Raw genomic sequence first — 13,885 nt, forward strand, 5'->3', positions numbered from 1 at the left:
GCATAGGTAGCCCCGCCCGGGGCGAGTATCCGAAAAGTCAGTCCGCTGGTCCCGGGCTCGTTCCGGGTGGCGGGCCTGCCCTGGACCTCGCTGTGGCGGGCCCGAAAACCGCCGCATGGCGGAGCTGGATCCGTACCTCCACGGAATGATCGGGTGACTTAGTGCATTCGAGGACCTCGGCATCGTGACGGCCGGCGACTTCTCCGGCTACCGCGCATGGTTCCCCTGCTGTCAGGCCCCGCCAGCTGTCTGCAGCTGCCAGCGCGGCAAGGTCCGCCGCTGCGGCAGCCCTGCCCGCCATGACCGAAGCCTGCGCCAGCAGCATGAGCATGGCGAGGCCAAGGATCAGGACCATCCCCAGACCGGCGGCCAGAACAGTGCCCGACCCACGTTCCGGATGCCGCGTACTCAGTTCCGGATGCTGCCTCCTCAACCGGACCACCCCAGAAGTGCCGCAGGAATGGCTGCAGGCAGGGCCGCGGCTTCCGTGCGCGCGGTGGCTGTGGCGGACAGCGTCCAGGGGACCATTCCACCCAGTAGCCCTCCGGCACGGTCAGAGACCGTCACCGTGGACCAGCCCCCGTCCGAGGAAACGGCTGCCACGGCCGTTGCCCCGGCCAGGGAGCGGACGGTTTCCGTAACCGTTCCGGCGTCCTCACCCCGGGCAAGCTCACGGGCGCCGGACCGGGCTGCTCCCTCGAGCCGCAGTTGGGTCACGCCGGCAGCGGCGCCGGCAAGCAGCAGTGCCAGCAGGAACAGGACTGCGGGAAGGACAACAGCGAACTCGGCGGTTACGGCTCCGCGGGATCCCGGGGCCCGGCGATCAGGGTCCGGATCCACGGACGCCTCGCTGTTGCCCATCCCGCAGCCTGCGCTGCTCATGGGAGGGAGAGAGCCGTGCGGATGAGGTTGAGCAGGAAGCCGCGGACTTCTTCGCTGCGGAGGAGGAAGACCAGGACGCCGGCGAATCCAACCGCGGCCAACGTTGCGATGGCATATTCGGCAGTGGCCATCCCTGCCTCCGATCCCATGAGGCGGGCACGGCTGAAGTACCTGTGCTTGAGCCACAGGATCTCAAGCCGCCTGCCCGTACGGCCCAAGGGTCCCCACCCCGCGATGCCGGAGCCGGCTGCAGTGATGTTGGCACCATTAGTACTGGCACCACCGGGGTAAAGCTCAACCACGTCTGCGAGCCGCTCGTTGGCATCGGGTTCAGACGAGCCAGCGGGTGGCTCGTTGAGGACGGCGGCAGTCGGGTGGCTCGCGGAAGCCTGCGCCGGCGTGGATCCGGCGAGCGCTGTTAGTTGTGCGGACATTGCGTTTCCTTTCGTTGCCCGGCGGGTTTACCGGATGCTTCGACTCTTCCGGCTGGCGTCTGGACACCGTTAGCCCTGATTTCGCCAAGTGGATAACCTGCCCGGATCCGGCCCTGTGGAGGACTGGTCCAACGCCCGATGTCAGCCTCCGGACGGCACAAGGGCGAGCAGGACAGGCACCACGCCCAGGCAGATGAACGCGGGCAGCGAGCAGAGGCCCAACGGAATGACCAGCTTCACGCCGAGGGAGGCGGCCCGCTTTTCTGCCTGCCGGAACCTGTCGCGGCGGATGCGGGCGGCCTGCGCGTACAGGATGGATGCCGAGGGCGCGCCCGTGAACGCAGCAAAAGAGAGCGCGTCCCTGAGCAGCAGGATGTCCGGATGGCGGGCATCGCTGCTCCGCCATGCCGTCTCCCAGTCCGCCCCGATGGCCAGCGCCGCCACCACAGGGCGCAACGGTGCACGGATTTCCTCGGCAGCGGCGGCAGCGATCAGGTCAAGCGCCCGGCCCAGGCCGGATCCGGCTTCCAGCATGGCCGCCACCAGTTCCAACACCATGGCCGGATCGCGCAATCCTGGTTGCCTGGCCAAAGACCCGGCACCCTTCAGCGGCCAACGTCTCAGGCGTCCCCCAGTAACGGCAGGCGCGCCGTCCGGCCGACCGTGGGCGCCGGAACTGCCCGGACGGTTGGGGTTGCCGGCAACAGGAACGGCCGGTGGCCGTTCCGAAAATCCGGCAAGCCTGCGGGCCGGCACAGAACGTGCCGGAAAAGCCAGGACAGCCGCGATGACCAGCAGCAGCACGATCACCAAGGCACTCATATCGCCCACCGGAGCATGGTGGTGAGCCGTCCTGGTTGCGGTTTATCCTGGCGCACCGGAACCATCAGAGGCCCACCACGGCCGAACGCACCAACCGGGCGGACCAGACGCGCCCCAAGACGGTCAGTACGGCCCCGGCCATCAATGCCGCGATCCCCAAGGGAGTCCCCAGCAGCATCGCCAGCGGGTCAACGCCCAGCGCGATTCCGAGCCCCAGTCCTGTCAGCGGAAGCCAGCTCAGCAGGGTCACCGTGCTCCTGGGCCCGGCGAGCGCCGTCTGCCGGGCAGCATCGGCGTCATCCTCCACTTCGAGTTGGGCAGCCAGCCTGGCCAGGACATCGGCCAACGGGCAACCGCTGGCATCAGCCACGTCCATGCAGGCGGCTACGTCGAACCACACCCGCCGCTCACGGCTGTCTTCCTGGAAGGAGGCTGTGAGTGCGGCGTTCCGGATCGCTGCCGGAACCGGTGCACCAAGCCGCGCGGCTCCTCGTGCCGCGGCAAGCACGCCCAGCGAGGCCCCGCTCATGGTGTGGCCTGCCGTTGCGCGCTGGCGGCCGTGCGATCGGGGCCGTGGACCGGCAGGCTCAGGCTTGGCGGCAGAGCCATGCACCACCACAAGTTCCTCCCACAGCCGGGACGGGTTCCTGCCGCCTTTCAGCAGTGCGGCCATGTGCTGGACGGCCAGCGTCATGGCGTCCTGGGATCCCTGGCCGTCTGCCGCCCGCACCCCCGGAATCAGCGTAGCGATGCTGGCGAAGAGACCTGTCCCGCTGCGATCCGCGCAGGGGTTCCTGCCGTCGACTCCGGGTGGCGGCGCATCCTTGGGTGTGCGGCCCAGGAGCGTCCGCAGGCGCCTCACTGCCCCACGACGTGGCTCCATGGCCAGGACCACGGCCAGTACCAGTGAGCCTGTCAGCAACAACGAAAGCAGCACCGCCATCAGCAGGGCTCCGGAAGTTCGGGGGCCATCCCCAGGCGGGCTGCGAGATCCGCCCAGGCGGGGCCCTGGCGGACGCTTCCATCCACCACTTCAAGGGCTGGCACCACGGCCAGTTGGCCGTCCCGGTCCATGACCCACCCGATGCAGGTGAGCCGCCTCCCGCTGGATGTGCGGTCAACGTGGATCACTGCGTCCAAGGCACTGGCCGCCTGGAGCCGTACGGCCTGCTGGTCCAGCCCGGCCAGTGCGCCCAGGGCCGTCAGCCGGGCTGGAACCGCAACGGCCGTGTTCGCGTGGATGGTGCCGCCTCCGCCGGTATGCCCGGTGTTCATGGCGGTCAGCAGATCACGGACTTCGGCGCCCCCATTCGCCCACCAACAGCCTGTCCGGGCGCATGCGAAGCGCCTGCCGGACGAGTTCCGGAAGGTCCACGCCACCGCCGCCTTCAAGGTTCCCGTGCCGGGTCTCCAGGGTCACTACGTGCGGGTGGACAGGGTTAAGTTCCGCGGCGTCCTCGATGAGCACCAGCCGCTCTCCTGGCGGGCACAGCCCCAGCAGCGTCGAGAGCAGCGTGGTCTTGCCGGACCCGGTTGCTCCGCTGATGAGGAAACTGAGGCGGCACGAAATGATGCGCTCCAGAATTTCGTGGATAAGGCTGCCGAAAAGCCCGCTGTTCCGAAGTTCATCGAGGGAAAACACCTGCTCACGCCGGATCCGGATGCTCAGCAGCGTGCCGACCGTGGAGATCGGCGGCAGCACTGCGTGGACCCGGTAACCGGCTTCGAGGCGCACATCCACACACGGCGAACCGTCGTCCAGCCGGCGTCCGCCGGCCGCCACCAACCGGGCGGCAAGGGATCTCACATGTTCTTCACCGGCGAAAGAGATCCCGGTACGTTCCAGGCCGGCGCCGCGATCCACCCACACGGAGTCCGGCGCGTTCACGAAGATGTCCGTCACCGCGGTGTCACGGGTCAGCTCCTGGAGCGGTCCCAGCCCGTTCAGTTCGGCACTGAGCCGTTCAGCCACTGCCAGGGAACCGGCGGTTCCCAACAGCCTTCCCGTTGCCTGCACTGCTGCGGCAACCCGCGACGGCGTCACCGGCCCGGCCTCGGCCATTACAGATTCGCGGACTGTTTCCAGCAGGCCGGCATCCATGAGCCCCGGGCCTACCCGCGCGGATGCCGCGCCGGGAGCAATACGTCCTGGCTCGCCCTGACCGGCGTCAGCACTCCGGCGTTCACCATTCCGGACGTCAACCGGACCCGCAAGGCGTCGACGCCGGCCCGCCGGCAGTGCGTTCATGCCAGGTCCGCCGGGTACAGGACATCGTCCACGGCGTCCAGCACGCCCACCGCAAAACGGCGCACGGACCGCCGCTTCCCGAGGTCCAGCAGGCCGCCGGCTTCCGTGGCCGCGGCTGTGCCCCGGACTTCCGGAATGTAACCGTGAATGGGCAGCCTGACAGCTTCGGAAACCATGGCGGCGTCGAGCGCGGTCCTGGCCCGGCCCCGGACCAGCATGCCCGTCTCCACCGGAGGAAGCTCCTGCACCAGTCTTGCCGCGGCCACCGCTGCCTTGAGTTGGGGCGGGATCACGATCAGGATCCTGTCGCAGTCCCAGGCGAACTGCTGGAACTGCTCCGGGGCCCGCCCAACATCCACCACCACTACCTCGAATCCGCGCCGGGCGGCATCCAGGACGCCGGCCAGTGTTTCCCCGGGAATGACGGCGGGCCTGTCGCGGCTGCCCGGCCAGGAGAGGAATGAAAAGCCGCCGGCAACGGGCAGCGACTGCTTCAGTTGTTCGGAGTCGATGCTGCCGCTGGCCTCCGCGAGGTCCGGCCAGCGCAGGCCTGCCGATTCCTCAGCCGCCAGGGCCAGTTCCAGCCCGCCACCCCAGGGATCGCCGTCTATCAGGAGGGCGCTTGCCCCCAGCCCGGCAGCTGCCTGGGCCAGCCAGATGGCCGCAGTGCTGGCCCCGGCCCCGCCGCAGCCGCCCGTCACTCCAATCACAAGCCCGCCTGCTTCCGGCGACCTGGAACGTGCCAGATGCTCCGCCAGCCAGCCGGCTGCGTCCGGGAGCACCGCAACACGCTCGGCTCCGAGCGACGCGGCCAGATGCCACAGTCCGTCACCTTCACCGCTGGTTCCCACCAGGACAGCGGGAGCCCGACGGCGGGGCGGCAGTTCGCGGACGTCGCTGCCCACCAGGACGGCCTCCGCGGAATCCCAGTAGGGCGCCGCCTGGACGGCGTCATCCACGCAGCGCAGCTGCCCGCCGGCGGCCGCCACAATGCGGCCGACTTCATTGCGCAGGAAATCGAAGGCAGTAACCAGCAGGATCTCGCCCGATTCCCCAGGCAGCCACGGCTCGTCGCGGTCCACAACAATGCGCTCCACCTGGCCGCCGGAACGTGGATGCACGGCGGACGGAAGGGTGGCCGCGGGACGGAGCGGCTGGGCTGCCGGAAGCGCCGGTGATCCTGTGGGCTGTTGGTGCCTGTTCATGGAGCCACTGTGCCCGCCCGGAACCTGGCAGGTAAGGGACCGAACCCGCTATGTGGAAAACCGTGGAGGGCGAAGCCACCTGTCCACATACGGAAACCAGCGGTACGGAGACCACCTCAGGAACGGGCAGAATTGATATATGTACCTGCTCCTCGCCTCCCACCCTGACGGGGCGGCGCTGCAGGCACTGACAGCCGACGGCGATCCCCACCCCGACCGCCCCGAACCCAGGGTTGTGCGCGCCGCAGAACTTCCCGCCGTCGTCCGCGGCCTGGAAAATGCCGGAAGCAGCACCCGGCCGCGCTGGGTCTGGCACCGCACGCAGGACTGGTATCCGCGGTTCCTGGCTGCCGGCGTCGAGCTGGAACGCTGCCATGACCTGACGCTGTGCGGGAACATCCTGGCGTTCTCCGAATTCACGCTCCACACGGATTATGCGCAGTCCAGTGACAGGCTTCCGGCAGAGGAGGGCCTTGCAGAGCCGCCGCGGGCGCTTCGTCCGCCGCCCCCGCCCGCCAACCAGGGTTCGCTGTTCGACGCGCCGCAGCACCTGGGCGCGGGCCCGGCCGGCCCGGGAAGCGCAACAGGCCCGGCCAACGGCCAGGGGCTCCGGTTGAAGGATCTGCGGGACGAGTTCGAGGCCCAGCAGCAGGCAGTCGCCGAGGTCCCCCGGGAGGGAAACCAGCGGCACAGGCTCCAGCTCCTGCTCGCCGCGGAGTCGGCCTCCGCCATGATCGCTGCGGAAATGCAGCATGCCGGTGTCCCGTGGCGTGAGGAAATCCACGGCAGCATCCTGGAGGATTTCCTGGGTCCCCGCCCTGCCAACGGCCACCGGCCCGCCAAGCTGGAGGCCCTGGGCAATGAGCTGCGGCGGCTGCTGGATTCTCCCCGGCTGAACCCCGATTCGCCGCAGGAACTGATCCGTGCGCTGCACCGCAACGGCATTGAAGTGAAATCCACCAGGCAGTGGGAGCTAAAGGAATCGGACCATCCCGCCATCGCGCCGCTGCTGGAATACAAGAAGCTCTCGCGTCTGCACACCGCCAACGGCTGGGCATGGCTTGACGCGTGGGTGGCGGATGGCCGGTTCAGGCCCGAATACGTGGTGGGCGGCGTGGTGTCCGGGAGGTGGGCCTCGCGGGGCGGCGGAGCCCTGCAGATCCCGCGCCAGATCAGGGGCGCCGTGCATGCTGAACCCGGCCACAAGCTGATTGTTGCGGACGCCGCGCAGCTGGAACCGCGCGTCCTGGTCGCTCTTGCGCAGGACACCAAAATGGCGGAGGCGGCCCGGGACAAGGACCTTTATGCCGGCATCGCCGCGCAGGGTTTTGGCGGCGACCGTGCCAAGGCAAAGGTGGCCCTGCTCGGGGCGATCTATGGTGCCACTACCGGTGAATCCGGCCGCCTGATGCCGCAGCTGGCGCGGACCTATCCACGCGCCGTCGAGTATGTGGAGCGGGCGGCCCGGGATGGAGAGGCCGGGCGGACCGTGAGCACCCGGCTGGGCAGGAGCACCCCGCCGCCCTCCGAAGCCTGGTACCGGAGCCAGCGTTCGACGTCTGCGGAAGAGCAGCGGCGCGCGGAATCGATCGCCCGGTCCAGGGGTAGGTTCACCAGGAATTTTGTGGTGCAGGGATCGGCTGCGGATTGGGCGTCGTGCTGGCTGGCGGAATTACGACGGCGGCTGCGGGCCTTGGGTGCCGGCGGCTCGGCCACCGGGGAACTGGTGTTCTTCCTGCATGACGAAGTGATGGTGCACGCACCTGTTGCGGCAGTGCCGGCGTGTGTTGCGGCCATTGAGGACGCCGCCAACTCCGCCAAGGAGCTGCTGTTCGGCAGGATCCCGGTGGAGTTCCCGGTGAGTGTGGCCGTGGTGGATTCGTACGACGCCGCCAAGTAGGCGGGCCGCATAGGTTGCCGCAGGCCACGGACGGGTGGAAACTGGCGCCATGAGCCATGACAAAGCCAAGACGGCAGCCGGAAAGGGCCGGAAGTCCGACGCCGGGGCCGCGCTGCTGCACTATGCGCGGCTTCAGCTGACGGAACTTGACGGGCATCTGGGCCTCGCCGCCGGTGCTGATCCCGAGGCAGTCCATGGCGCCCGGCTGGCGCTGCGGCGGTTCAGGTCCGCCGTCAGCGCGTACCGGAAATTCCTGCCGCCGCTTCCCCTGCAGGACCTGAAAAAGCTCAAGAACCTGGCCCGCGGGCTGGGTGAATCCCGTGACGCCTACGTCTTGGCCCGGCGCCTGGAGCTTGCCATGGATACCGGGAGACCGTGGCGGCGCCCCGCCGCCCTCCGGGGATTTATTGGAGCGTTGGACGCGCACTCGGCAGCCCGGGCGAAACTGCTGGCCTCGGAGGCCCCTGGGCTCGACGAATACCGGCTCGCGATCAAGGGACTGCAGACCGCGCTTGATTCCAGTGCCGTCGAAAATATGGGCCGCAAGAAGGCGCGGGCGGCTCTGGAGTCCCGCTGGAAAAAGGTCCGGAAGCGTCTGGAAGCAACCATGGCTGAAACTCCCGAGGACGCACACTTCACAGCCCTCCATGAGACGCGCAAGGCGCTGAAGAAACTGCGCTACGCAGTGGAGGCAGTGGCGGATGCCTTCCCGGACAGGGCCGGAACCATCCTTGAACCGGCGGTGATCCAGCAACGCCTCCTGGGCGAACAGCACGACGCCGTGGTGGCCCGGGCCAGACTGAATGCGGCCGCCGGCAGCCATGCCCTGGACGCGTCCGATGCTGCCGCCCTGGAGAGTATGGAATCAGCCCGGGCGCACAGCGCGGAGGTGGAGTTTTACCGGGCCGTGGGGCAAAACCCGGTTCCGGCGCCCAAGACCGCCCTCAAAAAGTAGGCGTCCTTACAGAAGAATCGGGTACTCGCGGTCCCGGTCCCACGGCACGGCCCAGCCCAGTTGTTCGAACAGCTCGTTGAGGATCATCCCGGTGAAGCCCCACACCACCACGTCCCGGACCAGGAAGGCAGGGCTCTTGTGGGTTTGCCCGCCCGCGGTAATGGTGGCGGTAACCCGGTTGGCAGGGTCCAGGAGGTCCCGGACCGGGATGCGGAAGACCTGCGCCGATTCGCCGTAGTCCACCACCCGGACCGGGGAGGGCGCCGCCCACCAGGCCAGTACGGGGCGCACCAGGAAATTGCTCCGGATCAGGCCGAGCTCCGGAAGCACACCGAGGATTTCGACGCCGGAGGGGTCCAGTCCCGTTTCCTCCTCGGCTTCGCGCAGGGCTGCTTCCACTGCGGCTTCTCCCCCGGAGTCGATCCCGCCGCCGGGGAAGGCCACCTGGCCGGGGTGTGAGTTCAGGGTATGGGCGCGTTCCAGGAGCAACAGGTCCAGGTCTGCCGCGGCATAGGGCTTGTCCGATTCGGCCGGGACGTCGTCCAGGACTCCGAAAAGGACCAGCACGGCAGCCCGTCGTGCCAGGGTGGCGTCGACGGCGGCCGGATCAAGATGCGGATGGCCGGCGGCTCCGGCACCTGATTCGTGGGCCGCCACCAGGGCAAGGAGGTCTTCCCGGGCGCTCAACTGTTTTGTTTCTGTGAGGCCAACTTCTGGGAGGCCAGTTTCTGTGCAGCGAGCTGCGAGGCCTGCTTCTGGGAGGCCATCCGGATTTCCGCGGCACGGTGCGTTTCGGTCAGGAGCTGGTTCAGGAGCGCCTCGTTGCCGGGCGCCAGTTCGTACTTGCGCAGCTTGGCCGCTTTGACGGGATCTGTCTCGCCCAGCCCAAAGCTGGGGCACCAGTTGGCCACCGGGCAGGCACCGCACGCGGGCCGCCTCGCGTGGCAGACCCGGCGTCCGTGGAACACCACGCGGTGGGACAGCATGGTCCAGTCCTTGCGTTCAAACAGCGCCGCGACGTCGGATTCGATGCGGACCGGGTCCTCGGATGTGGTCCACCCGAACCGCCGTGCGAGCCTGCCGAAGTGGGTGTCCACGGTGATTCCGGGGACGCCGAAGGCGTTGCCCAGCACCACGTTCGCGGTTTTCCGGCCCACGCCGGGAAGCGTCACCAGGTCTTTGAGCCTGCCGGGGACCTCGCCGTCGAACTCGTCCACCACCTTGTTGGCCAGGGCCAGCAGGTTCCGGGACTTAGCCCGGAAGAAGCCCGTGGGTTTGAGGAGTTCTTCCAGCTCGGCCGGATCGGCTTCGGCAAGGTGCCGCGCGTCAGGGTACTTGGCGAACAGCAGGGGCGTGATCTTGTTGATCAGGACGTCGGTGGTCTGGGCGGACAGGACGGTGGCCACCAGGAGCTCGAACGCGTTGCGGAAGTCCAGTTCCGCGTGTGCGTAAGGGTAGGCGATTGCCAGTTCCCTGTTGATCCGGCGGGCACGCCGTTTGAGGGCCAGCAACGATTCTCCGTGCACCGGCTTGCCCGCTGCTTCCTGCGGCGCGGGATCTGCGGGCAGGCCGTCCTGGTCGCCCAGGGATTCCACCGGGGTGGTCATGGTGGTGCTAGCCCCGTTCGATATTGCTGAGGTCGCGCAGGATTCCTACCCGGCCGTCAGTGTGCTGGACCAGGAATTCGTGGCCGCGGTCCTCGAGCGCCAGCACCCAGCCACCCGGCTCGATCACAAAGGCCGGCGCGCCCGTACGCGGGTCCACTGCCGTCCGGGGCTGTGCCACGGCGAACCAGAAGGCCTCGTAGGCCGGCTGCTGTTCCTCGGGACGGTGGGCGGGATCCACTGTGGCGCCGATTGGCTCCTGCTTCCGGACCTGCGGATTAACAGTGGTGGCGGGAAGGGCGGAGTCACTGCCGGCGGCAGCATCCTGGTGCTGGGCTGCGCCGGAGGCACCTGAAGCGGCCTGCGCATCTTCGGTGTGGGGAGGTACGACGGCGGAGGCAGCCGTGGGTGCCCCGGCGGCGGCAGGAGCAGCTGCTGCAGCCTGACCGGAAGCAGGTGCGGAAGCTGCAGTACCGGACGCTGTGCCGGATGCGGCAGCGGGCGTGCCGGCTGCGGTGCCCACAAAGGCGCCGGTGGACGCGGCACCGGCCGCAGTTCCGGCGTCGGACGTTGCATTGCCTGCACCGGCGTGATCCTTCTTCGCTGAACCGCTGTTCTCTGCATCGCCCTTGCCGGTAACCGAGGCCACGGCGGCGGCGGTCTTGGCAGCGGCGGCCTTCCAGGTGGCGGCAGCACCGCTGGCGACTGACTGGGACGCAGGCACGGCGCGGCCGGAGCCTTCAGTGGTGGTGGCAGCCTTGGCGGCCTTGGGGGCACGGGGCTTGCGGACCGGAGCTGCGGCATCGCGCGCAACGAGGTGGGCAGGAACCTCAGCCCGGTTCAGGAAGTCGCCCGCGAAGTAGGGGATGAAGCGGCCCAGGACGGTTGCCGCGAACAGGACAAGCGCGCCGAGCAGGCCAAGGAGCAGGGTGGGCTCGAAGGATGCCGCGGCGGCCAGGAAAAAGAAGCCCAGGGTGTAGGACGCCGTGACCGAGGCGAACTGGTCGATGGAGAGCGAACCGATGCGCAGGTTTGCCTGGGGGGACAACCGCCGGGCCACAAAGAGTGCCACCACAATCAGCGGCAGGAGGATCCCCAGGCCCAGGGAGAACAGGCTGCCGAGGTTCCACAGGTTAAACGTCCCAGCGAACAGTGGCAGCAGCGAGGCGATGAACAGAATGAGTCCTGCACCGAAGACCGTGAGGTCCCGGACGGTGAAGGGGCCAAGGACGGCCTGGTTGGCAGCGCCAGCGGTCCCAGTGGCCGGAGTCCCGGACGTGGCGGACGCGCCGGACGCGCCGGACGTCCCGGACGTGGCAGCGCCGGGTACCGCGGCTCCTGCCGTTGGGGAGCCGGTGGTGCTGTCCTGGCGGCTTTCGGCCTCAGCCGGGCTTTGCTTGTTCATTCGGTTCTCCTTAGCGTGGCGCCCGCGGGTGCGGGCTTCCCGGCGATGGCCGGCAGTGCCACAAAATTCAGTGCCACAAAATCACAATTCCATCTCAGCCTAGCCAACGGCCCTGACGATCACTAGCTGGACGCACTCCCCGGCCGGCCGCAAATACCCAGCACGAAGCAGAGATCAGCGCGCCATTCAGCGCTTAATAAACGCCGCTCATCGGCACTGCCTGTGATGCCCGGCACAGCATGATGTGGCGTACGCGATAGTCTGTCAGCGGAACAGCTCCTTACGGGATGCTGCGTCCGGCCGCAGCCCAGCGAAGTGCCGGTGGCATACGCCTCCGCGGCCGGAACGGACAGCATTCCGGGTGCCAAGAACGACGAATGATGAGGTTCACAATGTCCCAGGACATCACCCCCGGTGCCGCCGTCGACACCGGAGCAAAGCAGGGCGACGCTTTCGAGAACCTGCTCCATGAGCACCGCCGGTTCGAGCCGTCCGCCGAATTCAAGGCTTCCGCAGTCGTCACCGAGGACGATTACGCCGAGGCCGAGGCGGACCGTCCGGCTTTTTGGGCGAAGAAGGCCCGTGAGCTGCTGACCTGGAGCAAGGACTTCGACCAGACCCTGGACTGGACCAACCCGCCGTTCGCCAAATGGTTCGTGGGCGGCGAGGTCAACGCCGCGTACAACGCGCTGGACCGCCACGTGGAAAACGGCCTGGGAGACCGGGTGGCCATCTACTTCGAAGGCGAGCCCGGGGATACCCGCCAGTACACGTACGCGCAGCTCACCGAAGAGGTCAAGAAGGCTGCCAACGCGTTTGAGTCCCTGGGTGTGGCCAAGGGAGACCGCGTGGCCGTCTACCTGCCCATGATCCCCGAAGCCGTGATCACCCTGCTGGCGTGCGCCCGGATCGGCGCCGTGCACTCGGTGGTGTTCGGCGGTTTCTCGGCGGATGCGCTGCGTTCCCGGATCGAGGACGCCGAAGCCAAACTGGTGGTCACCGCTGACGGAACGTACCGCCGCGGCAAGCCCAGCGCCCTGAAGCCGGCCGTGGATGACGCCCTCGCCCGGGACGGCCACACCGTGCAGAACGTCATTGTGGTCAAGCGCAACGGCCAGGACGTGGACTGGCACACGGACCGCGATCTGTGGTGGGACGAAACTGTTGGCGCCGCGTCAACGGAACACACCGCCGTCGGGCATGACTCCGAGCACCCGCTGTTCATCCTCTACACCTCCGGCACCACGGGAAAGCCCAAGGGCATCCTGCACACCACCGGCGGCTACCTCACCCAGGGCGCGTACACGCACCGGGCAGTGTTCGACCTCCACCCGGAAACGGATGTGTACTGGTGCACCGCCGACGTCGGATGGGTCACCGGGCACACGTACGTGGCCTACGCGCCGCTGATCAACGGCGCCACGCAGGTGATGTACGAAGGCACCCCCGATTCCCCGCACCAGGGACGCTGGTGGGAGATCGTGGAGAAGTACAAGGTCTCCATCCTCTACACGGCGCCCACGGCCATCCGGACGTTTATGAAGTGGGGACGCGAGATCCCGGACAAGTACGATCTCTCCTCGCTGCGCCTGCTCGGTTCGGTGGGCGAATCCATCAACCCCGAGGCCTGGATGTGGTACCGGGACGTGATTGGCGGCAACAGGACGCCCATCGTGGATACCTGGTGGCAGACCGAAACCGGTGCGCAGATGATCGCGCCGCTGCCCGGCGTGACCGCCACCAAGCCCGGCTCCGCGCAGGTTCCGCTGCCCGGCATCGCGGTGGACGTGGTGGATGAAATGGGCCAGTCCGTACCTGACGGTCACGGCGGCTTCCTGGTGATCCGCGAGCCGTGGCCCTCCATGCTCCGCGGCATCTGGGGCGATCCCGAGCGTTTCAAGGACACCTACTGGTCCCGGTTCGAGACCATGTACTTCGCCGGCGACGGCGCCAAGAAGGACGAAGACGGCGACATCTGGCTCCTGGGCCGCGTGGATGACGTGATGAACGTGTCCGGGCACCGGCTCTCCACCACGGAGATCGAGTCGGCGCTGGTGAGCCACCCCGCGGTGGCGGAGGCCGCCGTCGTGGGTGCCGCGGACGAGACCACCGGCCAGGCCGTGGTGGCCTTCGTGATCCTCCGCGGCGACGTGGTGGATTCCGGCGACGAGATCGTCCAGGAACTGCGCAACCACGTGGGCAAGGAAATCGGGCCGATCGCCAAGCCCAAGAACATCCTGGTGGTCCCGGAACTGCCCAAGACCCGCTCCGGCAAGATCATGCGCCGCCTGCTCAAGGACGTCGCCGAAGGCCGCGAAGTCGGGGACGCCACCACGCTCTCGGACAACACCGTGATGCAGCAGATCGCCACGTCACTGAGGAAGTAACGGCAGGCAGTAAAAAGTACGGCGGCGGCGCTTCCCACCCAGC

Annotated in this window: 12 protein-coding genes and 1 pseudogene; 3 read left to right on the plus strand and 10 right to left on the minus strand. The window is 68.1% G+C overall.

The window, feature by feature from the left end; translation table 11 throughout:
• Positions 1 to 37: 37 nt before the first annotated feature.
• The 7 genes and pseudogenes from ACPJW8_RS15245 to ssd all read right to left on the minus strand — a co-directional run bounded on the left by ACPJW8_RS15245 (position 38) and on the right by ssd (position 5,591).
• A complete protein-coding gene (locus ACPJW8_RS15245; RefSeq protein ID WP_425256360.1) occupies positions 38 to 355 on the minus strand; it encodes an Rv3654c family TadE-like protein in 318 nt (105 codons plus the stop codon).
• 74 nt (positions 356 to 429) lie between these two features.
• Entirely contained in the window at positions 430 to 882 is a 453-nt protein-coding gene (locus ACPJW8_RS15250; RefSeq protein WP_330187157.1) for a TadE family type IV pilus minor pilin, read from the minus strand.
• Entirely contained in the window at positions 879 to 1,316 is a 438-nt protein-coding gene (locus tag ACPJW8_RS15255) for a DUF4244 domain-containing protein (protein WP_330187156.1), read from the minus strand. Before ACPJW8_RS15255 ends, ACPJW8_RS15250 begins: the two co-directional genes overlap by 4 nt.
• Before the next feature lie 141 nt (positions 1,317 to 1,457).
• Positions 1,458 to 2,138: a type II secretion system F family protein gene (locus ACPJW8_RS15260; RefSeq protein WP_425256484.1), complete on the minus strand. Its 681-nt coding sequence runs from the start codon at positions 2,136 to 2,138 to the stop codon at positions 1,458 to 1,460.
• 64 nt (positions 2,139 to 2,202) lie between these two features.
• The gene (locus ACPJW8_RS15265; RefSeq protein ID WP_330187154.1) at positions 2,203 to 3,081 is read right to left on the minus strand and encodes a hypothetical protein; all 879 of its coding nucleotides are present in this window, start codon (positions 3,079 to 3,081) and stop codon (positions 2,203 to 2,205) included.
• Positions 3,081 to 4,239 (minus strand): annotated as a pseudogene (locus ACPJW8_RS15270) (TadA family conjugal transfer-associated ATPase). The gene ACPJW8_RS15265 and the pseudogene ACPJW8_RS15270 overlap by 1 nt, the downstream one beginning before the upstream one ends.
• A 143-nt stretch (positions 4,240 to 4,382) precedes the next feature.
• Positions 4,383 to 5,591, minus strand: a complete 1,209-nt coding sequence (gene ssd, locus ACPJW8_RS15275; protein ID WP_330187153.1) for a septum site-determining protein Ssd — start codon at positions 5,589 to 5,591, stop codon at positions 4,383 to 4,385.
• 139 nt (positions 5,592 to 5,730) lie between these two features.
• On the opposite strand from ssd, the gene ACPJW8_RS15280 reads away from it, so the two are divergent.
• A complete protein-coding gene (locus ACPJW8_RS15280; protein WP_330187152.1) occupies positions 5,731 to 7,491 on the plus strand; it encodes a bifunctional 3'-5' exonuclease/DNA polymerase in 1,761 nt (586 codons plus the stop codon).
• Positions 7,492 to 7,540: 49 nt separating this feature from the next.
• Positions 7,541 to 8,446 carry a CHAD domain-containing protein gene (locus tag ACPJW8_RS15285; protein WP_330187151.1) on the plus strand — a complete coding sequence of 302 codons (906 nt, stop codon included), beginning with the start codon at positions 7,541 to 7,543 and terminating at the stop codon, positions 8,444 to 8,446.
• Between the two features lie 6 nt (positions 8,447 to 8,452).
• Here the strand turns inward: ACPJW8_RS15285 and ACPJW8_RS15290 are convergent, their stop codons facing one another.
• Genes ACPJW8_RS15290 through ACPJW8_RS15300 form a run of 3 tightly spaced genes read right to left on the minus strand, consistent with a single transcriptional unit; the run spans position 8,453 to position 11,455 of the window.
• Complete coding sequence (locus ACPJW8_RS15290) at positions 8,453 to 9,133, minus strand: CoA pyrophosphatase (protein ID WP_330187150.1); 681 nt, start codon at positions 9,131 to 9,133, stop codon at positions 8,453 to 8,455.
• The gene (gene nth, locus ACPJW8_RS15295) at positions 9,130 to 10,053 is read right to left on the minus strand and encodes an endonuclease III (RefSeq protein ID WP_330187149.1); all 924 of its coding nucleotides are present in this window, start codon (positions 10,051 to 10,053) and stop codon (positions 9,130 to 9,132) included. Before nth ends, ACPJW8_RS15290 begins: the two co-directional genes overlap by 4 nt.
• 7 nt (positions 10,054 to 10,060) lie before the next feature.
• A complete protein-coding gene (locus ACPJW8_RS15300) occupies positions 10,061 to 11,455 on the minus strand; it encodes a hypothetical protein (RefSeq protein ID WP_330187148.1) in 1,395 nt (464 codons plus the stop codon).
• A gap of 377 nt (positions 11,456 to 11,832) precedes the next feature.
• Between ACPJW8_RS15300 and acs the strand changes: the two genes are divergently transcribed.
• Complete coding sequence (gene acs / locus ACPJW8_RS15305; protein WP_425256361.1) at positions 11,833 to 13,842, plus strand: acetate--CoA ligase; 2,010 nt, start codon at positions 11,833 to 11,835, stop codon at positions 13,840 to 13,842.
• Positions 13,843 to 13,885 lie beyond the last annotated feature (43 nt).

This window comes from Pseudarthrobacter sp. J47 (genome assembly GCF_049810315.1).
In the GTDB taxonomy this organism is placed as follows: domain Bacteria; phylum Actinomycetota; class Actinomycetes; order Actinomycetales; family Micrococcaceae; genus Arthrobacter.

What these genes read in the sequence shown, in the direction of transcription:
- ACPJW8_RS15280 (WP_330187152.1), top strand. Translation starts at nt 5,731, where the DNA reads ATGTACCTGCTCCTCGCCTCCCACCCTGACGGGGCGGCGCTGCAGGCA.
- ssd (WP_330187153.1), bottom strand. Translation starts at nt 5,591, where the DNA reads ATGAACAGGCACCAACAGCCCACAGGATCACCGGCGCTTCCGGCAGCC.
- ACPJW8_RS15250 (WP_330187157.1), bottom strand. Translation starts at nt 882, where the DNA reads ATGAGCAGCGCAGGCTGCGGGATGGGCAACAGCGAGGCGTCCGTGGAT.
- nth (WP_330187149.1), bottom strand. Translation starts at nt 10,053, where the DNA reads ATGACCACCCCGGTGGAATCCCTGGGCGACCAGGACGGCCTGCCCGCA.
- ACPJW8_RS15255 (WP_330187156.1), bottom strand. Translation starts at nt 1,316, where the DNA reads ATGTCCGCACAACTAACAGCGCTCGCCGGATCCACGCCGGCGCAGGCT.
- ACPJW8_RS15300 (WP_330187148.1), bottom strand. Translation starts at nt 11,455, where the DNA reads ATGAACAAGCAAAGCCCGGCTGAGGCCGAAAGCCGCCAGGACAGCACC.
- acs (WP_425256361.1), top strand. Translation starts at nt 11,833, where the DNA reads ATGATGAGGTTCACAATGTCCCAGGACATCACCCCCGGTGCCGCCGTC.
- ACPJW8_RS15260 (WP_425256484.1), bottom strand. Translation starts at nt 2,138, where the DNA reads ATGAGTGCCTTGGTGATCGTGCTGCTGCTGGTCATCGCGGCTGTCCTG.
- ACPJW8_RS15265 (WP_330187154.1), bottom strand. Translation starts at nt 3,081, where the DNA reads ATGGCGGTGCTGCTTTCGTTGTTGCTGACAGGCTCACTGGTACTGGCC.
- ACPJW8_RS15245 (WP_425256360.1), bottom strand. Translation starts at nt 355, where the DNA reads ATGGTCCTGATCCTTGGCCTCGCCATGCTCATGCTGCTGGCGCAGGCT.
- ACPJW8_RS15285 (WP_330187151.1), top strand. Translation starts at nt 7,541, where the DNA reads ATGAGCCATGACAAAGCCAAGACGGCAGCCGGAAAGGGCCGGAAGTCC.